We start from the raw sequence: 21,036 nt of genomic DNA on the forward strand, positions 1-21,036 counted from the left end.
TGAAATAACATACAACTTTATTGCCTATACGAAAATATCATTTCCCGGCGGTAGCGCCGGCGCCTATTCCCACGGCTAGTATATCTTCCACGCCACCGGTAAAACCATCTTTCATGCGGAACTTTTTACCGGCATGGCGGCGCAGGTAAAAGAAAACATAGGAAGCTGCCACCGCTGCTACTGCCCCTACCAGGGCGCCGCGCCAGGCTTTGTCACCGGCAGACTGATACAAGGTTGCCCCGGCCAGCCCTCCGGCAGCCGCCCGCCCTGCCAGCGATCCCGGCACAATACGGTCGGGTATGCCGTGTACTTTATCCACCACCATTTCCCCGGCAGCCATGGTCTGAAGACTGCGCATCACGCCTTCCCGCTGCATAAATGCCAGCGGCGTCCCTTTCAATTGCCGGGAAGGATAACGATTAGCATATTGACTTGCAAAAGCCGGTCCCATGGAACTACGCATGCCGGACACGATTCCCAGGCCAACGGCCCGCATCAGGGTGGAAAAAATGGATTTTTTCATACTGGCAGGGGCACAATCATTGTGCCATGCATGGCCTTCTACATGCCCTCGCACGGAGAGCGGCCCTCAGCCACACCCGTACTATAACAATACCCCCCCCGACCATCCCCATCCAGGGTGCATAAGCCACACTATGTGTCGTGATTGCCATGCCACTCGCACAGTACTCACCGGATGAAACACCCGGACTATTAACGCATCAGGTACGGCGGAAACCATATAGCGATGCCTATCCGGAAACTGGGTACATACGGCGCTGAAACTGCGCCTCCCTGAAGAAAGCAGGATTAGTTTCACCGGATTTTCTGTACCAATATACCCTTACAGCTGTAGGTAAATTACCGGTTCCCAATTGTACACAATTGTCAAATTGGGGATCTATACACTGAAACTAAAACTTATAAAAAATTGATTACAAACAACTTACATCACTTGTAGATCTTTTGTAGATACCCCTGTTACACCCCTGTAGACCCACTGTAGTATCTACAAAAGCCGAATTGTTTTGGCGCCCTCCTACTTTTGTGATGGATTCTACTTTATCCTTTTATCATTTTTTAACCATCAACAACAGCGCGACTTATGAAGACAAAACAATGGGCTATTATCGCTTACATCACGATCATCGGATGGATTATCGCTTATGTAAAGAGCAAGGAAAACAAAGATGCTTTTGTTAACTACCACATGGAACAGGCACTGGGCCTGGCAGTAGCAGGACTGATCTGGTCTATTGCAGCCGGCATCCTGTTAAGTATCATCCCTGCGCTGTCCACCATCTTTTCTGTACTGGGCCTGGTGCCACTGGTATTTATGGTATTTGGAATCATCAATGCCAACAGCGGTGTGCAGAAACCGATTCCAGTGATCGGGAAATTTTTCGAAAACCGGTTTGTTTTCCTGCAACAGTAAACTTGCCCGAACTTTCATCCAAACCCCAACTTTTTTTAACCCCAAACATTTTCATCCACCCCAAAAACATTTCATCCAAACCCCAATATTTCATCCAGATCCCAAAAATTCATCCAAATCCCAATATTTCGTCCAGACCCCAAAGGTTCATCCAGACCCCGTTTCATCCAAACCTCAAAATTTCATCCAGGCCCCGCTCATCCAGCCCCATCTCTTTAACCCGCTGCGTCTTCACTCAGCGGGTTATTTTCTCTCCAGGCCATCAGGTAGGCATCCAATCCTTCTTCTTTGCCCAGTCCCAGTTTTTGTTTAATGCGGTACCGCGACATCAGAATACTTTTAGGCGCCACACCCAGGTGAGAAGCAATTTCTTTGGTAGATAAACCGATGGATATATAGGAACAATGTTTTAAATCCAGCTTGGTAAGGCCATTATTGGCTTTTTCCTGCAACTTCCGGAAAAATTCGGGGTGAATATTTTCAAACTCTGTACGAGTGGTCTCAAAGTTTTTATCCATCCGCTTATGACTCTCAATCATCCGGGTAATCTGTTTGGCCAGGTCCGGTTGTACCGCTTTATCCTTGAGTTTTTCCTGCAACGTTTCCAACAACTCGTTTTTCTGCTCTACCTGTAAGGTACCGGCCAGCAGGTCTTGTTGTAATTGCTCTTTCTGTGCCTGGATCAGCAGTTGCTCCGCCTGAAGCCTGGCTGCTTCTTCGGTCTGTAAACGGGCTTGCAGCTCTGCTTCCTGTTTCTCCAGCTGCAAACGCATGGCTTCTTCTTCCTTCAGCCGTATCAGCAACTTACCGTCCTGTTTTTCCTGCTCCAGCAACTTTTGTTGCTGAATGGTGGCCTGCAGCCGGAAGTGATAGGAACGGAACAGGTACAACAACGCTACCAGACAGGCGATAATCAACCCGATGTAGACAATATTCAGTTTACGGTTAAAGGCAGCTTTTTCCTGTAACGACACCAGCTCCTGCTCCCGCTGACGGGCCTGGTACTGGGCCTCCAGCTTTTTGGCAATAGCCATACGGTCGGCGTCAAAGGCTTTGGCGTAATAGTGGCTGTATTCCCGGGCATATTCCAATGCTTTGGGTAAATCCCCTTTTTTCTCTGCCACATCAGACAAGGCTTCCATCAGGTGCGCCATCAACCGGTTATCCGGGGCCGGATAGGCTTTCAACGCCAGCAGTCCTGCCAGCAACAACTCGGAAGCACGGTTATAGTTACCGTCATTCATGGCGAAACCGCTCATCATGCCGTAGCTGCTGGCAACTACTTCCTGTTGATTGGTTTCCTTACCTATCCGTAACGCAATATCCAGGTAATGCTGGGCACTGTCCCGGTAATTGCGTGGAAAATACTGATCGTACAGGTTGGCGGTATTCAATGCCAGCAAGGCCACTACACTATGGAAATTGATACGCTGTGCATTGGATTCGTATATAGCAATGGCCTTACGGTTATAATAAAGGGAAGAATCCAGCAATGCACGTTTGCTGGTGTCACCATTAAACTGGTATTCAAAACTCGTGGCCATCGCCTGGTAACCATTGCAGATATCATCAGGATCGGAACGGGACAACGCGGAAGCCAGACAAGCTTTCGCGTAGCGGAACTGGGTTTCGGTATCGTTCCAGTCGGCATAAATGGAGGCCAGGTTATAATACACATTGGTTTCGTAGATGTTGCCCGGCAACCCCTTTCCCAGTTTCAACGATTCCTGGAAACTCTTGACGGCTTCATGCGGTTTGCCGGTACGGTTTTCCAGCCATCCTTTGCGGTACCATACACTGGCAATGGTCAGCGGATCACCCGATTCACGGGCAAACAGGAAGGCACTGTCCAGGTGATGAATGGCCACCGCGGTATCTTCGGCAGTATACTCCAGTGATACCAGCGCGGAATGCGCTAATGCTTCATACTTGCGGTCTTTCAGACTCCGGCTCATCTCCAGCGCGGTCTGGGTACTGGCAATCGCTTCTTTCTTATTACCATCTACCAGCGCCCGGCCCATTCTGATCCGGGTCATCACCTGTTCTTCCGGTGTTAATCCGGGTTGCTGAAGCACCCGCTTCAGGGAATCCTGCGCCGACTGTGCATAACTACTGGCCATCAGTAGGGTGAACAGGGCCACAAACACTATTATTACCCTCATTTTTAGGATATGGTTCATCCGCCAAAAATACAACTTGTAGAGGTTTTGTAGATAGATAAAAATGTAGTCTGTAGTAGCCATGTAGATGCCCAAAATACCGGAGATCCGCCACTGGTCTGTATTTTTGCATCATCGGGTTCATTTACAGTGATCATAAAAGGATATTGATTGAAAAACCTCCTGGCTGAACGCTGAACTCTACAAACGCATAATTAACCGGCCTGATCCATTTTAGTTTTCCCACTCTTTTTTACCGGCGGTATTAAAAAGATAATGCAGCAGTGGTCCATCCGCTGCTGCATTTTTAATGTATGAAAACATTACTTATTCCTCGTCTTCACGTAACCGCTCGTCGGTATAAGTGATTTTCGTTTTGCCATGTGGCGTCGGAGTTCCTTTCTCATCTACGCTCACAAATACAATCTTGTCGATGGTCAAAATGCTCTTCTGCGTAATCTTATTCCGCACCTCACAGGTCAGCGTCAAAGACGTCCGCCCAAAATGCACCGCCTTAATACCCAATTCCACAATATCCCCCTGCCGGGCAGAATTGATAAAATTGATTTCCGACATGTATTTGGTCACACAACGATTGGTCCCCAACTGAATAATGGAATAAATGGCCGCTTCTTCATCGATCCAACGCAGCAAACTGCCGCCAAATAAAGTACCATGGGCATTCAGATCTTCCGGTTTTACCCATTTGCGTGTGTAGAAATTCATATAACTGTAACTGTGATATACATGATTAATGCTGATTTCGCTGATGAGCGAAGTTAACAGCGGAGCATGAAGCGAATATAGGAAAGAATACTTTTGCGACCTCTCTAAAAGAAAACAGCTCATTTGATATAATCAAATGAGCTGCTTTTGTTGCCCAACCTGGATTCGAACCAAGACAAACAGAACCAAAATCTGTCGTACTACCTTTATACTATTGGGCAATCACCTTGTTGTTTGGGATGGCAAAAGTATAACTTTTTTTATTTCTGCAAAAAAAACTTGCAATATTTTTAAAATATCCCTTCAATCCCTTTCCAACAGCGCCTTTCAGCCTATGGCACGTATTACTTTTTCTACTATCTGTGCCGGTTTGATCCATTCCATGCAGGCATGGTCCCCCCGGAAACAGGGTTTATTACCAAAAACAGAGCAAGGCCGGCAGCTCAGGTCCGTGATCTGAACAACATTATCTTCCGATTGCCCATATCCCATAAAACCGGCGTACGGATGGGTGGCGCCCCATACGGAAACCACCGGTACCCCGTACAGGGAGGCCAGGTGCATATTGGCGGAATCCATGCTGATCATCAGGTCCAGCTGACTGATCAGCGCCAGTTCTTCTTCCAGGGAAAAACGGCCGGCCACCACCACTGCCTGCGGATAACGGGCAGCCAGCTCCTGGAGCAGGGCGACCTCATTTTTGCCGCCGCCAAATAATAACACCCTGTAAGTAGCCTCTTTCACTAAATCGGCCAGCACGGCCTCCATTTTGGCTAATGGATACATCTTCTCCCGGTAGGTGGCAAAGGGGGCCAATCCTATCCACCGTTGGGCAGCTTTGACGCCGGTAATAGCAGATACCCGCTCCGGAAGCGGCTGCGGGGCAAATACAGGCTGCCGTCCCATGGTGCAGCGCAGTCCCAGCTGCCGGAAAACAAGCGCGTAACGCTCTATGGTACTGGTTTGCGGCGCCAGCACCTTGTTTTCTTTCCGGGTAAGGGCCTTTTTACCGGCCCGCCCCTTGTCAATAACGGCAACAGGCTTGCCAGTCAACCGGAAAAAGGTACGCACAATCCGCGAACGCAGCACATTGTGCAGGTCCGCTACGGCGCTAATCCGGTATTGACGGCTGATACTGCGGAATAAACGATATAAACCAGGTACGCCTTTGTGCTCGCCCTTTACATCGGCCGGAAAAAATACCAGCCGTGGAATGCCGGCACACAGTGCGCCCCAGTTTTTGTTGGTCACAAAAACAATCTGCACTTCCGGATTTTCATCCAGCACCTGCTTCATGACCGGTATGGTCATCGCCACGTCGCCGAGTGCGGACAAACGCGTGACCAGTATAGTAGTGGTAATTGCCAAGGAAACAATTTTACTTTTCCCCCTTGTATAACACAGGGTTCAATGATGGATCATTGTACATCTTCATCTGCTTATACACTTTCATGTATTTCCTGCCCGCAGCAATGTCCGTCAGCAGCGTTTCGATAGCAGTACTCAGGTCAGTACGCTGCTCCAGCAGAATATCCAGCTTACGCTGACAAGCTTCCCGGTGCTCCGGTGTAGCATCAGCACGGGTAGCTTCTTCACGCATGTGATATATCTTCAGCGCCAGGATAGACAAACGGTCTATAGCCCAGGCCGGACTTTCGGTGTTGATCTCTGCATCAGCCGCAGGATTCACATTCTTGTATTTGTCCAGGAAATAACTGTCAATATACTCGACCACATCGGTACGTTCCTGGTTGGAACGGTCAATCCATCGTTTGATATGCAGCGCTTCTACAGGATCTATCTGCGGATTGCGGATAATATCCTCCAGGTGCCACTGCACCGTGTCAATCCAGTTTTTCATATAAAGCAAATGCTCAATGCTGCTCTTTTCGTAAGGGTTTTCGATGGCCTGATGTACATCGTTGTACCGGTGATAATCGGCTATACTCCGGTCAAATATGCTGTTGGACGTGGTTGTAAACATGCTGCAAAAATAACCATCATTTGATTATTTAATCATTTGATTATTTTAAACAGCTCATTTTCCTTAATAATTAAATATCAAAATAATCAAATACCCAAATAAAGAAGCGCATGGTAGAAACCATACGCTTGTTGTAAAAGATTGTCATGTGAATGTTCGAGAATGCAAATCGTGTAGGCTTTTAATGGTTATCTTGGGGTTGAGATACCTTCTTATCGCCTGATATTTTTCATACTCTACGATGATGATGTCCATAGAACATCATTGTTGGCAATAAATATTTTTCTGGTAATTTTTTTAGATGTAGAAATATATATAATACTCCGATGGCTTACTTTTTTTGAGGGTCCATAAAATACATACACTAACATACAACTGACCTAACAAATACTCCAGGGCATACATTTCATAGCTTCTGTTAAACTGATGCTGCATGCAGCGTTTACTCCGTTGTGATGTGGCAATGCCAGCTTACTTTTAGCTCTACGCAATAGGGTTTTATGCAATTCAGTAGGGTCCAACCACACAGTCCGTTCGTTTGTCTTATGCAAATTAAGAGGGGTCACTGCTATTCAAACCGCAGTGACCCCGAAATTTCATACAACGTTCGTGTTAAATTTCTTCTTTTATTGTCCTCTTTAGCTCTGGGCCTGCGTTCCCTTGCTTCTCATCGCTAAAAAATAGAGCGGAATACCTAATAAAATGATACCTAAACCAGGCAAAGTATAACTGGTTTCGAAAATTAACAGCAGTGTAGCCAGGGAAAGTGCCACGATCACATAGATCAACGGTAACACCGGGTACCCAAAAGCTTTATAAGGTCTTTCCAGCTCAGGACGCTTCTTCCGCAGGATAAAAATACCCAGGATCGTCAGTACATAAAAAATCAACACCCCAAATATCACCAATGCCAGCAGGTCGTTATAACGGCCGGTTAAACACAGCAACGATGCCCAGATACATTGTATCCATAACCCCCTCGCAGGTACGCTGTTTTTATTCAGCTGCCCAGCTTTACGGAAAAACAGCCCGTCCTGTGCCATGGTGTAATAAATACGGGCGCCTGACAAAATCAACCCGTTATTGCAACCAAAGGTGGAAATCATGATCATCACTGCGATAATACCGGAGCCAATACCACCAAAAATGGCCTCTGCGGCTGCTACCCCTACTCTGTCATTGGCGGCAAAAGCGATGTCATGCAACGGCAACACCGCCAGGTACATCAAATTGCAGCTCACGTAAATGATGGTAACGATCAGCGTGCCCAGAAACAGCGACCGGCCTATGTTTTTAGCCGGATTCTTAATCTCGGCGGCAATGAAGGTGACATTATTCCAGGCGTCACTGGAAAACAAAGATCCTTTCATGGATACGGCTATAGCGCCGAAAAATGCCAGGCCCGACAAAGATTTTACCATGGTTTCGCCATTCACGGCTTCCAGCGAAAAATGATTCCAGGGGTCCTGCCAGTTGGCATTCCAGATCTCTGCTTTGGCGCCCAGCAGGAAGCCAAAAACGATCAAACCAAACAGGGATAACAGTTTGGCAAGGGTAAATACTGTCTGGATCACCTTCCCGTGCTTAACGCCCCGTGTATTGATAAACGTGAGCAGCACAATGGAAACGATCGCTACCAGCTGCGCGGCGGATATCTGGAACACCGGCTTTAACCCGGCATTAAACGACAGTAGAATATTTTTCTCACTGAAAGATGGAATGAGATAAGCGGTAAACTTGGCGAAAGCCACCGCCACAGCGGCTATCGTACCGGTCTGAATAACGCCGAACTGCGTCCAGCCAAATAAAAAGGCGATGAAAGGATTGTAGGCTTCGCGCAGGTATACATACTGTCCACCGGCTTTGGGAAACATGCCGGATAGTTCGCCGTAGCTCAGCGCGGCTATCAGTGTTACCAACCCTGCCAATACCCACATGGCGGTCACCCATCCGGCGCCGCCTACACTGCGGGCTATTTCAGCGGTAACAATAAAAATTCCGGAGCCTATCATGGAACCGGATACAATCATAGTAGCGTCTAGCAAGCCAAGCGTGGGCTTAAAGGAATTGTTGTTTTGGTTGATGTCCATATAACGGTAGAAATTAAAAAGTCCCGGCTCCTACGAAACCGGGACTATAAGGTAGACAAATTTTTTAATGTTTGTCGGTTATTTTCGTTATTTGGCAGCAGGTGCTCCGATGCCTTTTTCATTCATGCCTTTGATCACATCAGCAGTTACATCATAGCTGGGGTCGGTATACAGAATATTGCTCTGACCGGCACGGTAAGAGAAAATAAAGGCAAACCGTTTGTCAGCATTGTAAGTCTTCAGGAAATCGTCCAGTCTTTTCTGCAGTTCTTCGTTAAACTTGGTTTCGCTCTGTGCATAGTCTACACGCATATTCTGTGCTTCCTGTTCCAGTTGCTGTTGTTTGGCCATCAGGCTGCGCTGGGCTGCTTCGCCCTGCTCCTGGGTCAGCGTGGAGGCTCTGCGCTGCAGGTCCTGGTATTCAGACTGTAAAGCTCTTCCTTTAGCTTTCAGCTGGTTTTCCATACCCTGCTGTTTCTGCTCCAGTTCAGATTTTTTTTGTTTGAAATACTCAAAATGTGCTTCCAGGGAGTCCAGATCTACGTAAGCAATTTTGAAACTCGCTGCCGGAGCGTTCGTTCCCGCTGCGGGAGTACTTGCAGGCGCATTGTTGCCAGCTTTGTTGCCGTTGCAGGCCATAAATAAACCGGCTGCTAATGCCGCTAATAATCCTTTTGACACGAATTGTTTACAAATGCGCATGTTAATAGATAGATTTACTCCTTAGAATTTAGGTTTAAAAATTGAAGGGCTAAAATAAGGCTTTTACCGGATTTTCAAATCCGGATTCCCATTTTTAACGAAGCTTTTTAGCATAGCCCCGTACGTTATAACCCTTTATTATTGATTATGTGTGATGGTAAAGGTCTTGAAAGTCGTGGAACTCAAAGCATTTCCAACTGTCACCAGCGTGTAGATCTTCCCTGGTTGCGACTTAAAGTCAAGCGTACTGGTAATAACCGTGGTATCATCATTACGCCGGAAATTAAAATTATAGGTACTGTCCCCGATTAAAGTGGCTACCGGTGTTACCTGTGCAAAGCCAATTCCCCGGAAATACGGTGAAGACCGGGAAAACAAATCTATTGCCAGGGATTGTCCGTTGGCCCGGAACGACTGGCTGAAACTCACTACCCGGAACTTCATGTAATCCGGCGGCGGCGGTGTCAGATCATCTTCCAGCGTACGAATGACATTTACTTTGTTGGCCGAATCCACTCCAACATAGGCGGAGAAAGAACGTTTATTACGCAGGTTAATCTGGCCCGCACGGATGGTATCCTTCGGCCTGTGCGCTTCTATCAGGTAAATAGTATACATCTGCGCCCGCAGGGTGGCGTAAGGTGTATTGGTGCCAAATTTCACCCCTTGAGCTATTTTGATGGAGTCCAGCAAAACGTCATATACAGCATCCGGTATGCCGTTAAAAAACATAAAGTTGGAACTGGTCACAGGAATGGCAGAGTCGCTGTCCTTCTTACAGGCTGTCATCACTATCAGCCATCCCATTACTACAAAAAGCAGTTTTTTCATGAATTTCCGGATCGTTTATAAAACCGGATGTAAAGTAACGAAAAAAGAACGGTGATAGACATGATTATTGCTGATGACGCTGATTCCGCCTGTTGTTGACTGTGTAGATGATCTACATAAACTGATCTGCCTGATTCCGTTTGTTGTTTATAATGCAGATGACCTGCATGAACTGATCTACTGCTGTTATTGTTTAGGTAGATGATCAACGCATCTTCCTCCCACCGTTTATTATTAAATAAAAAGAGGAAGCCCTCATCGATTTGCATCAATGAGGGCTTCCTCTTTTTATTTCAACTGCCGGTCAAACATTGCCCATCTTCGCTCCATCAGCGTAATCAGCAATAATCATGACCATCACAGCTATTCTTCTTCGTCAAACTGGAACACTTCTTTAGAAGATGCCAGGATGTCGTATTCTTCTTTAGAACCTACGATCATGTTTTCAAACTCACGCAGACCGGTACCAGCCGGGATCAGGTGACCTGTAACGATGTTTTCTTTCAGACCGGTCATGTCATCGATCTTACCGTTGATCGCTGCCTGAGACAGTACTTTCGTAGTTTCCTGGAAGGAAGCGGCGGAGATCCAGCTACGGGTACCGAGAGACGCTTTGGTAATACCCTGGAGCAGCGGGCTGGATGTAGCCGGTTGTGCATCACGGTATTCTACCAGTTTCTTATCGGCGCGGCGCAGCAGGGAGTTTTCTTCACGTACCTGACGCAGAGTCACGATCTGACCAGCTCTCAGGGTGGTGGACTCACCAGCTTCTGTTACCACTTTCTTATCAAAGATCATATCGTTCTCTTCAAAGAAGTCGAACCGGTCTTCGGTATCGCCTTCCAGGAAGCGGGTATCTCCGGGATCTTCGATGTTTACCTTGCGCATCATCTGACGTACAATCACCTCGATGTGTTTGTCGTTGATCTTTACACCCTGTAAACGGTATACTTCCTGGATTTCATTTACCAGGTATTCCTGTACGGCAAACGGACCTTTAATAGCCAGGATGTCTGCAGGAGTAGTAGAACCGTCAGACAGGGAAGTACCGGCCTTCACGAAGTCACCGTCCTGAACCAGGATGTGACGGGTCAAAGGCACCAGGTATTTCTTGATCTGACCTTCACGGCTTTCGATGATGATCTCACGGTTACCGCGTTTGATGTTACCAAAGGCTACCACACCGTCGATTTCAGAAACGATGGCAGGGTTGCTCGGGTTACGTGCTTCAAACAGCTCGGTTACACGTGGCAGACCACCGGTGATGTCTCGCAGTTTACCGATAATACGCGGTATTTTTACGATTACCTGACCAGCTCTCACCTGATCCCCTTCGGAGATCACAATGTGGGAACCAACCGGTAAGTTGTAAGATTTCACTTCTTTGTTACCATCTACATAAATAGACGGGATCTTGTTCTTATCCTTGGTTTCGATAACCACTTTCTCGCGGTGACCGGTTTGTTCGTCCGCTTCTTCACGATAGGTAATACCTTCAATGATGCTATCGAAACGAATGCTACCCGGAATTTCAGACACGATAACGGCGTTGAACGGATCCCAGGTACAAATCTGGTCACCTTTAACCACTTTCTGTCCATCTTTCACCAGCAGGGTAGAACCGTAAGGAATGTTGTTCGTTACCAGCAGACGGTCATTTTTCACGTCCATGATACGCAACTCACCGGTACGGCCGATAACCACCTGTACTTTTTCACCTTCGTTGTTTTCGTAGGTGGTAGTACGTAAGCCATCGAACTGGATAGTACCGTCAAATTTAGCCTGCAGGCCGGATTCAACGGAAGTAGAACCAGCGACACCACCCACGTGGAAGGTACGCAGGGTCAACTGTGTACCAGGCTCACCGATGGACTGTGCAGCGATGATACCTACCGCATCACCACGCTGTGCGGTGTAACCGGTAGCCAGGTTCTTACCATAGCATCTTACGCACACACCCCGACGGCTTTCGCAAGTCAGTACGGAACGGATTTCTACGGTTTCGATCGCGCTGGATTCAATTTTATGAGCAATATCCTCGGTAATTTCTTCACCGGCACCTACCAGCAGCTCCTCTGTGTGAGGATCAAACACGTCGTGCAGGGAAGTACGGCCCAGGATACGGTCGTACAGTGTTTCGATCACCTCTTCGTTGTCTTTCAGCGCTGAAGTAGCAATACCACGCAGGGTACCACAGTCTTCTTCGTTGATTACCACGTCCTGCGCAACGTCTACCAGACGACGGGTCAGGTAACCCGCATCCGCCGTTTTCAACGCCGTATCCGCAAGACCCTTACGGGCACCGTGGGTAGAGATGAAGTATTCCAATACGTTCAGACCATCTTTAAAGTTGGACAATACCGGGTTTTCGATAATCTCAGAACCGGTAGAACCACTCTTACGCGGCTTGGCCATCAGCCCCCTGATACCCGCCAGCTGTTTGATCTGCTGTTTGGAACCACGCGCACCGGAATCAAGCATCATGTACACAGAGTTGAAGCCCTGTTTGTCTGTTGCCAGCTCACGGATCAGCGTTTCTGTCACCTTCGTATCCACGCGGGACCAGATATCGATAATCTGGTTGTAACGTTCGTTGTTGGTGATCAGACCCATGTTATAGTTGTCCCAAACCTCGTCCACCTCACCGGCAGCCGCATCAATCATCTCCTGCTTAACTTCCGGAATGATCAGGTCATTGATGTTAAATGACAGACCACCGCGGAACGCCATGCGGAAACCTAATTGTTTGATGTCGTCCAGGAATTTGGCCGTTTTTGGAATATCTGTGTATTTGATGATGTCACCGATGATCTCACGCAGTGATTTCTTCGTCAACAGGGCATTTACATAACCTGCTTCTTTCGGTACAAACTGGTTGAACAGTACGCGACCTACAGTCGTTTCTATCAGTTTGTTTTCCAGGTTGCCTTCAGCCGTTCTCACCGTGGTTTTTACACGGATGTGAGCGTGCAGGTCGATCCTGTCTTCGTTCAGTGCAATGATTACTTCTTCAGCAGAGTAGAAAGCCTTGCCCTCACCTCTTACCACCACATCGCCCTGGGTTTTCTTACCCTTGGTGATGTAATACAGACCGAGAACCATGTCCTGGGAAGGCAGGGTGATCGGCGTACCGTTCTGCGGGTTGAGGATGTTGTGGGAAGACAGCATCAGCAGTTGGGCTTCCAGAATAGCAGCGTTGCTCAACGGCACGTGTACCGCCATCTGGTCACCATCGAAGTCGGCGTTGAACGCAGAACACACGAGCGGGTGCAGCTGGATCGCTTTACCTTCCACCAGTTTAGGCTGGAATGCCTGAATAGACAGACGGTGCAGGGTCGGAGCACGGTTTAACAATACCGGGTGACCTTTCAGCACGTTTTCCAGGATATCCCAAACCACCGCTTCTTTCCGGTCTACCAGCTTTTTCGCTGATTTCACGGTTTTCACGATGCCTCTTTCGATCAGTTTACGGATAATAAATGGTTTGAACAGCTCGGCAGCCATGTCTTTCGGCAGGCCGCACTCGTGCAGTTTCAGCTCAGGGCCTACCACGATAACGGAACGACCGGAGTAGTCCACACGTTTACCGAGGAGGTTCTGACGGAAACGACCTTGTTTACCTTTCAGTACGTCGGAGAGAGATTTCAATGCACGACCACCTTCCGCTTTAACCGCATTGGATTTACGGGAGTTGTCGAACAGGGAATCCACCGCTTCCTGCAGCATACGTTTTTCGTTACGCAGGATGACTTCAGGCGCTTTAATTTCGATCAGACGTTTCAGACGGTTGTTACGAATGATCACCCTGCGATACAGGTCGTTCAGGTCGGAAGACGCAAAACGGCCACCATCCAGCGGCACTAACGGACGCAGTTCAGGCGGTACAACAGGGATATATTGCATCACCATCCATTCAGGACGGTTTTCTACACGGGTATTGGCTTCACGGAAAGCTTCCACTACGCTCAGACGTTTCAGCGCTTCCGCTTTACGTTGCTGGGAAGTTTCAGTAGCAGCCTGGTTACGCAGCTGGTAAGAAAGGCTGTCCAGATCAATACGGGCCAGCATCATTTCCACCGCTTCAGCCCCCATCTTGGCAATGAACTTGTTGGGATCTTCATCCGGCAACAGCTGATTGTCTTTAGGCAGGGTATCCAGAATATCCAGGTATTCTTCTTCTGTGAGCAGGTCACCGTAGTTCATACCTTTTTCCTGTTTCGCACCCGCCTGGATTACCACGTATCTTTCGTAGTAAACGATGGTTTCCAGCTTTTTGGAGGACATGCCCAGCAGGTAGCCGATCTTGTTAGGAAGGGATTTGAAATACCATATATGTACAACAGGCACTACCAGACGGATGTGACCCATTCTTTCACGACGTACTTTTTTCTCCGTTACTTCCACACCACAACGGTCGCACACAATACCCTTATAACGGATACGCTTATATTTTCCGCAATAGCATTCGTAATCCTTTACAGGCCCGAATATTCTTTCGCAGAATAAACCATCACGTTCCGGCTTGTAAGTACGGTAGTTGATGGTTTCAGGTTTCAGCACCTCACCGTATGAACGCTCCAGAATAACATCCGGAGAAGCCAGACTGATGGTAATGCTGTTAAAATTTGATTTAGGACGATTTTCTTTCTTGATAGCCATCTGTTATTAGCTTTTAGCTGTTAGCCGTTGGTGTTAAACCCAGCGACAAAAAATTTATTCCTGCGAAATATCCAAGCTATCAGCCATCAGCCCGGAGGGCCAATGGCTGGTAGCTAAAAGCTCTTAGTCAAATTTCAGATCCAGACCCAGACCACGCAATTCATGGATCAATACGTTGAAGGATTCAGGCACACCGGCTTTCGGGATGTTGTCACCTTTAACGATGGATTCATATGCTTTGGCACGGCCAACGATATCATCGGATTTGATAGTAAGCAGTTCCTGCAGAATGTTGGCTGCACCGTAAGCTTCCAGTGCCCACACCTCCATCTCACCAAAACGCTGACCACCGAACTGGGCTTTACCACCCAGCGGCTGTTGCGTGATGAGGCTGTACGGTCCGATAGAACGGGCGTGCATTTTGTCGTCCACCATGTGGCTCAGTTTGAGCATGTAGATCACACCCACGGTAGCTTTCTGGTGGAAACGATCGCCGGTCTCACCATCATACAGGTAAGTGTGGCCAAAGCTCGGCAGTCCTGCCTCGTTGATATAATTGGCTATTTCTTCAGTAGTAGCACCGTCAAAGATCGGAGTAGCGAAACGCATACCCAGTTTCAGACCGGCCCAGCCCAGAACGGTTTCGTAAATCTGTCCGAGGTTCATACGGGAAGGTACGCCCAACGGGTTCAGTACGATGTCCAGTGGTGTACCATCGGCCAGGAACGGCATGTCTTCGTCACGCACAATCCTTGCTACGATACCCTTGTTACCGTGGCGGCCCGCCATCTTATCCCCTACTTTCAGTTTACGTTTGCTGGCCAGGTATACCTTCGCCAGTTTCAGTACGCCGGCAGGCAGTTCGTCACCAATGGAGATGTTGAATTTCTCACGTTTGTAACGGCCCAGCTCTTCGTTGTACTTGATGTTGTAGTTGTGCAGCAGGGTATTGATCTGGTCGTTGGTTACCTCGTCGGTAGTCCAACCCAGCGGGTTCACGTTCATGAAATCAATATTCACCAGGTTCTTCTGAGAGAACTTGGAACCTTTGGAGATCAGTACTTCACCGTAAGTGTTGGTAATGCCCTGAGACACTTTGTCTTTCAGCAATACCAGCAGTTTGCTCATCAGCACTTCCAGCAGGTCCTCTGTATTTTTCTGGTGTATTTTCTCCAGTTTTTCGATCGCCGCTTTTTCACGGGTCTTGGAGTTTTTATCTTTTTTAGCGCGGCTGAACAGCTTCTTGTCAATCACCACGCCTTCTGTAGACGGAGGTGCTTTCAGGGAGGCGTCTTTCGCATCGGAAGCCTTGTCACCGAAGATCGCTCTGAGGAGTTTTTCTTCCGGAGAAGGATCAGATTCACCACGTGGAGTGATTTTACCGATCAGGATATCACCTTCTTTAATGTGGGCGCCCACACGGATAATACCGTTCTGGTCGAGGTCTTTGGTAGCCTCTTCGCTCACGTTCGGGATATCTGGTGTCAGTTCTTCCTCACCCAATTTGGTATCACGTACTTCCAGTTCGTATTCGTCGATGTGGATGGAGGTAAAGAGGTCTTCCCGTGCTACACGTTCAGATATTACGATCGCATCCTCAAAGTTGTAACCTTTCCATGGCATGAAGGCCACTTTCATGTTACGGCCCAGTGCCAGTTCACCACCGCGGGTAGCGTAACCTTCGGTGAGGAAGTCGCCCAGTTCCACGCGCTGACCTTTCTTCACGCAAGGTCTGAGGTTGATACAGGTGCTCTGGTTGGTTTTAACGAATTTGGTCAGGTTATATACTACCAGGTCGTCTTCGAAGCTCACCAGTTTCTGCAGCTCGTCACGCTCGTAACGAACATGGATTTCTTTGGCATCTACGAATTCGATCACGCCCTTTCCTTCTGAAGTGATTTGCAGACGGGAGTCGCGTGCAGCCTTTGCTTCCAGGCCCGTACCTACGATGGGCACTTCCGGGTTCAGCAATGGCACCGCCTGACGTTGCATGTTTGATCCCATCAACGCACGGTTGGCGTCATCATGTTCGAGGAACGGAATCAAAGAAGCACTCAGACCTACGATCTGGTTAGGCGCTACGTCCATGAACTCCACTTCCTGTCTGTCCAGGATCGGGAAGTCGCCGGTTTCGCGGGATTTTACTTTATCGTTGATGAAGTTGCCTTTATCATCGAGCGGAGCGTTGGCCTGTGCGATCTTCACGGTATCTTCTTCTTCAGCGCTCAGGAACTCTACTTTCACCATATCTACCTTACCGGCATTTACTTTACGGTACGGTGTTTCGATGAAGCCCATTTCATTCACCTTCGCGTGAACGCAAAGGGTAGAAATCAGACCGATGTTTGGACCTTCCGGTGTTTCGATCGTACACAGACGGCCATAGTGGCTATAGTGAACGTCACGCACCTCAAAGCCTGCTCTTTCACGGCTCAAACCACCGGGACCGAGTGCGGAGATACGGCGTTTATGCGTGATCTCTGACAGGGGGTTGGTTTGGTCGAGGAACTGTGACAGCTGGGAAGTACCGAAGAAGGAGTTGATCACAGAAGACAGGGTCCTCGCATTGATCAGGTCTACCGGCGTAAACACCTCGTTGTCACGTACGTTCATACGTTCGCGGATAGTACGGGCCATACGGGCCAGACCTACGCCGAACTGAGCATACAGCTGTTCGCCCACGGTACGTACACGGCGGTTGCTCAGGTGATCGATATCGTCGATCTCTGCTTTACCGTTGGTGAGTTGTACCAGGTATTTGATGATGGAAATGATGTCGTCCTTTGTCAACACTTTCATGTCGAGCGGAGTAGACAGACCCAGTTTCCGGTTGATTTTGTAACGGCCTACATCTCCGAGGTCATAACGTTTGTCGGAGAAGAATAATTTATCGATGATGCCCCTTGCCGTTTCATCATCCGGCGCATCGGCACCGCGCAGTTGGCGGTAGATGTGCTGAACGGCTTCCAGCTCGGAGTTGGATGTATCCTTATTTAATGTGTTGTAGATGATGGAGAAATCGCCGCTCACCTCTTCTTTCTGTACGAACACGCTTTTCAGGCCCATATCTACGATGGTCTCGATATTCGCTTCATCCAGAATGCTATCACGCTCGAGCATGATTTCATTACGCTCGATACTTACCACTTCACCGGTGTCCTCATCCACAAAGTCTTCCACCCAGCTTCTTAAAACACGGGCAGCCAGCTTTTTGCCGGCATATTTATCAAGACTTTTCTTGTCTGCTTTTACTTCATCAGCCATACCAAACAGCTGCAGGATGTCCTTATCGGTTTCATAACCGATAGCACGCAGCAGGGTGGTAACAGGGAATTTCTTCTTACGGTCAATGTAAGCGTACATCACGTTGTTGATGTCCGTCGCAAACTCCATCCAGGCCCCTTTGAACGGGATCACTCTTGCAGAGTAGATCTTGGTACCGTTCGGGTGAACAGATTGACCAAAGAATACACCAGGAGAGCGGTGCAGTTGGGAAACAACTACGCGCTCAGCGCCATTAATAACGAAAGTACCTCTTGGGGTCATGTAGGGAATGTTACCTAAGAACACGTCCTGCACAATTGTCTGGAAATCCACATGCTCCTCATCATTACAGCTGAGACGCAGTTTCGCCTTCAACGGTACAGAATAGGTAAGCCCACGTTCAATACACTCCTCAATGGTATAGCGCGGAGGATCTACGAAATAATCAAGGAACTCCAGATTGAAGATATTGCGGGTATCTGTAATCGGGAAGTTCTCTTTAAATACTTTAAAAAGGCCTTCGTTATTTCGTTTGTCTGGTGTGGTTTCTAATTGGAAGAAATCCTTGAAAGATTGGATTTGGATAGCCAACAGATCCGGTGTCTCAGTAACTTGTTTGATCTTTCCAAAATTTACTCTTTCGCTTGTTTGGGCTTTTTTTAGAGACATATTCGAAGTTAGCAGTTATATGACTTGTAAGAATTAGGGAAATTAAGATTTCTTTGCCAATATCCATCCTAATTGTAAGATATGCCTTCTACACATGGTCAAAGTCACCTTGGGTGATTTCCCCGTTTTGACTCTCTGAAAAAGACACTTTCCCAAAGGGAAGAAGGCCAAAAGTGCCAGGGGCACTTTTGACCTTTAAAAGATGTATACTAAGCAAAGAATTACTGAATTTCAACTTCAGCACCTGCTTCAGTCAGCTTAGCTTTCAGATCTTCTGCTTCTGCTTTGCTAACGCCTTCTTTCACAGATTTAGGAGCGCCGTCAACCAGTTCTTTCGCTTCTTTCAGACCCAGACCGGTCAGGTCTTTTACAACCTTAACAACGTTCAGTTTGGATGCACCTGCAGATTTCAGTACTACGTTGAATGCAGTTTTTTCTTCTGCAGCAGCACCGCCGTCGCCTGCGCCAGCTGCAACTACTACTGCAGCAGCTGCTGGTTCAATGCCGTACTCATTTTTCAGTACGTCTGCGAGTTCTTGTACTTCCTTAACAGTTAAACCTACTAATTGTTCGGCTAATGCTTTTACGTCTGCCATTTTATAATGTTTTAATGTAATGTTTTGTAAAGATTGTTAATTATATTGTGACTTGGAAGCCATTGTTTATGGTGAAATTTTGTCATTTAAATATTTAAATATTCAAATAACTAAATTCCAGGTTATTCTGCAGCCGGAGCTTCTTCCACTGCACCTTCTTTTTTGCCTTTTTCCAGCAAAGCAGCGATAACGCGTTTTGCAGGAGATTGCAACAGACCGATAACTTCACCGATGAGCTCGTTTTTGGTCTTGATGTTGGTGAGGGCAGTCAGCTGGTTGTCGCCTACGAAGATTTCGTCAGCAACGAAAGCCGCTTTCAGTACTGGTTTTTCCAGTTTGTTGTTCGCTTTACGGAAGCTGGAGATGATCAGAGCCGGCTCTTTCGGGCTGTCAGAGAACATCAGGGCAGTTACACCGTGCAGGGAATCAAAGATACCAGCGTATTTCTCGCTATCCAGAGATTCCAGTGCTTTACGGATCAGGGTGTTTTTAGCCACCTTCATTTCCACCTGCTTGTTAAAGCAAGTCTTCCTCAGGTCGTTTACCTGCGCTACCGTTAATGATTCGGTGTTAGTGATGTAGAAGTTGCTATATTGAGAGAACTTACTTTTCAGCAGTTCGATCACCTCATTTTTTTGATCTTTATTCATATTTTACCGTTTGTAGCAAGCCTCTCCTTACAGATAGGCTACACACGCGTGATCAATTAGTTTTGAACAGATTTAGTGTCGATGGCAATACCAGGGCTCATTGTGCTGGCCATGGACAGACCTTTCAGGTAAGTGCCTTTCGCAGTAGCTGGTTTCAGCTTGATGATAGCATTGATCAGCTCCTGAGAGTTCTGCTCAATTTTATCAGTTGCAAAAGATACACGGCCGATAGAAGCGTGGATGATACCAGCTTTATCTACCTTAAAGGTAATTTTACCGCCTTTCACCTCGTTCACAGCAGCAGCTACGTCGTTGGTAACAGTACCGGTTTTCGGGTTTGGCATCAGGTTACGGGGACCCAGGATTTTACCCAGTTTACCGATTTTAGGCATTACAGCAGGAGTAGCAACGATTACATCGATGTCAGTCCAACCACCTTCAATCTTGGTGATAAACTCATCCAAACCAACGAAATCAGCACCAGCTTCTTTAGCGGCAGCTTCTTTGTCAGGTGTGCAGAGCACTAAAACTCTCTTTGTTTTACCAGTACCGTGGGGAAGCGTTACGGAACCACGGATAGCCTGGTCTGCTTTCTTAGGATCAACGCCTAAGCGGATATGTAAATCGACAGAACTGTCGAATTTAGTACAGTTGATATCTTTCACCAAAGCAGATGCTTCTTTCAGCGTATACGCCTTGTTTTTATCTACCTTAGCCTGCGCTACTTTTCTTTTTTTAGTTGCCATTGTCAAAATGATTTAAAGTTCCTGCCTTAACAGGGTGAACCAATTAGTTTTCCCAGGGAGCTTTACCTTCAACAGTAATACCCATGCTACGAGCAGTACCAGCTACCATTTTCATAGCGCTGTCCAGTTTGAAGCAGTTCAGGTCAGCCATTTTGTCCTGTGCAATTGCTTCAACCTGTGCCCAGGTCACTTTACCCACCTTGTTACGGTTAGGCTCTTTAGAACCACCTTGAATTTTAGCAGCTTCCAGCAGCTGTACCGGTGCCGGAGGCGTTTTAATTACAAAGTCAAATGATTTGTCAGTGTAAACAGTCAGCGTTACAGGCAATACTTTACCCATTTTATCCTGGGTACGGGCATTGAACTGTTTGCAGAACTCCATGATGTTCACACCTTTGGAACCCAGTGCAGGACCAATCGGAGGTGCAGGGTTGGCCTGGCCGCCTTTAACCTGCAATTTCACGTACGTTGCGATCTCTTTTGCCATTACTTTTGTGTTTAATTTGGTTAAAACGCTCTCTGCTG

15 protein-coding genes and 1 tRNA gene are annotated in these 21,036 nt (G+C 47.5%); 1 reads left to right on the forward strand and 15 read right to left on the reverse strand.

Annotation, left to right across the window (positions count from 1 at the left end):
• Positions 1 to 37: 37 nt before the first annotated feature.
• Positions 38 to 523: a DUF4126 domain-containing protein gene (locus ICL07_RS29430; protein ID WP_188091663.1), complete on the reverse strand. Its 486-nt coding sequence runs from the start codon at positions 521 to 523 to the stop codon at positions 38 to 40.
• Between the two features lie 582 nt (positions 524 to 1,105).
• Between ICL07_RS29430 and ICL07_RS29435 the strand changes: the two genes are divergently transcribed.
• Positions 1,106 to 1,435 carry a magnetosome magnetite crystal formation protein family gene (locus ICL07_RS29435; RefSeq protein WP_188091664.1) on the forward strand — a complete coding sequence of 110 codons (330 nt, stop codon included), beginning with the start codon at positions 1,106 to 1,108 and terminating at the stop codon, positions 1,433 to 1,435.
• 215 nt (positions 1,436 to 1,650) lie between these two features.
• Here ICL07_RS29435 and ICL07_RS29440 read toward each other — a convergent pair whose 3' ends face one another.
• The 14 genes from ICL07_RS29440 to rplK form a co-directional block, all read right to left on the reverse strand.
• Positions 1,651 to 3,597 (reverse strand): helix-turn-helix transcriptional regulator, encoded by a 1,947-nt coding sequence (locus tag ICL07_RS29440; protein WP_188091665.1) that lies wholly within the window; start codon positions 3,595 to 3,597, stop codon positions 1,651 to 1,653.
• 324 nt (positions 3,598 to 3,921) lie between these two features.
• On the reverse strand, positions 3,922 to 4,320 hold the full coding sequence (locus tag ICL07_RS29445) for an acyl-CoA thioesterase (RefSeq protein WP_188091666.1): 399 nt from the start codon (positions 4,318 to 4,320) through the stop codon (positions 3,922 to 3,924).
• A 150-nt stretch (positions 4,321 to 4,470) separates the two neighbouring features.
• Positions 4,471 to 4,541: transfer RNA gene (locus ICL07_RS29450), tRNA-Gln, on the reverse strand.
• Positions 4,542 to 4,647: 106 nt separating this feature from the next.
• A complete protein-coding gene (locus tag ICL07_RS29455) occupies positions 4,648 to 5,688 on the reverse strand; it encodes a glycosyltransferase family 9 protein (protein ID WP_223152143.1) in 1,041 nt (346 codons plus the stop codon).
• Between the two features lie 10 nt (positions 5,689 to 5,698).
• Positions 5,699 to 6,304: a DUF4254 domain-containing protein gene (locus tag ICL07_RS29460; protein WP_188091667.1), complete on the reverse strand. Its 606-nt coding sequence runs from the start codon at positions 6,302 to 6,304 to the stop codon at positions 5,699 to 5,701.
• A 638-nt stretch (positions 6,305 to 6,942) separates the two neighbouring features.
• The gene (locus tag ICL07_RS29465; RefSeq protein WP_188091668.1) at positions 6,943 to 8,394 is read right to left on the reverse strand and encodes an APC family permease; all 1,452 of its coding nucleotides are present in this window, start codon (positions 8,392 to 8,394) and stop codon (positions 6,943 to 6,945) included.
• Between the two features lie 87 nt (positions 8,395 to 8,481).
• Positions 8,482 to 9,096: an OmpH/Skp family outer membrane protein gene (locus tag ICL07_RS29470; RefSeq protein ID WP_188091669.1), complete on the reverse strand. Its 615-nt coding sequence runs from the start codon at positions 9,094 to 9,096 to the stop codon at positions 8,482 to 8,484.
• Between the two features lie 138 nt (positions 9,097 to 9,234).
• A complete protein-coding gene (locus tag ICL07_RS29475; RefSeq protein ID WP_188091670.1) occupies positions 9,235 to 9,927 on the reverse strand; it encodes a DUF4397 domain-containing protein in 693 nt (230 codons plus the stop codon).
• A 363-nt stretch (positions 9,928 to 10,290) separates the two neighbouring features.
• Complete coding sequence (rpoC, locus tag ICL07_RS29480) at positions 10,291 to 14,586, reverse strand: DNA-directed RNA polymerase subunit beta' (RefSeq protein ID WP_188091671.1); 4,296 nt, start codon at positions 14,584 to 14,586, stop codon at positions 10,291 to 10,293.
• Between the two features lie 123 nt (positions 14,587 to 14,709).
• Positions 14,710 to 18,519: a DNA-directed RNA polymerase subunit beta gene (gene rpoB, locus ICL07_RS29485; RefSeq protein ID WP_188091672.1), complete on the reverse strand. Its 3,810-nt coding sequence runs from the start codon at positions 18,517 to 18,519 to the stop codon at positions 14,710 to 14,712.
• A 221-nt stretch (positions 18,520 to 18,740) separates the two neighbouring features.
• Positions 18,741 to 19,115 (reverse strand): 50S ribosomal protein L7/L12, encoded by a 375-nt coding sequence (gene rplL / locus ICL07_RS29490; RefSeq protein WP_188091673.1) that lies wholly within the window; start codon positions 19,113 to 19,115, stop codon positions 18,741 to 18,743.
• Positions 19,116 to 19,237: 122 nt separating this feature from the next.
• Positions 19,238 to 19,765, reverse strand: a complete 528-nt coding sequence (gene rplJ / locus ICL07_RS29495) for a 50S ribosomal protein L10 (RefSeq protein WP_188091674.1) — start codon at positions 19,763 to 19,765, stop codon at positions 19,238 to 19,240.
• A gap of 56 nt (positions 19,766 to 19,821) precedes the next feature.
• Positions 19,822 to 20,511, reverse strand: a complete 690-nt coding sequence (gene rplA, locus ICL07_RS29500; protein WP_188091675.1) for a 50S ribosomal protein L1 — start codon at positions 20,509 to 20,511, stop codon at positions 19,822 to 19,824.
• A gap of 43 nt (positions 20,512 to 20,554) precedes the next feature.
• Entirely contained in the window at positions 20,555 to 20,998 is a 444-nt protein-coding gene (rplK, locus tag ICL07_RS29505) for a 50S ribosomal protein L11 (protein WP_188091676.1), read from the reverse strand.
• Positions 20,999 to 21,036: the final 38 nt, after the last annotated feature.

The sequence above is a fragment of the Chitinophaga qingshengii genome (assembly GCF_014529935.1).
Classification (GTDB): Bacteria; Bacteroidota; Bacteroidia; order Chitinophagales; family Chitinophagaceae; genus Chitinophaga; species Chitinophaga qingshengii.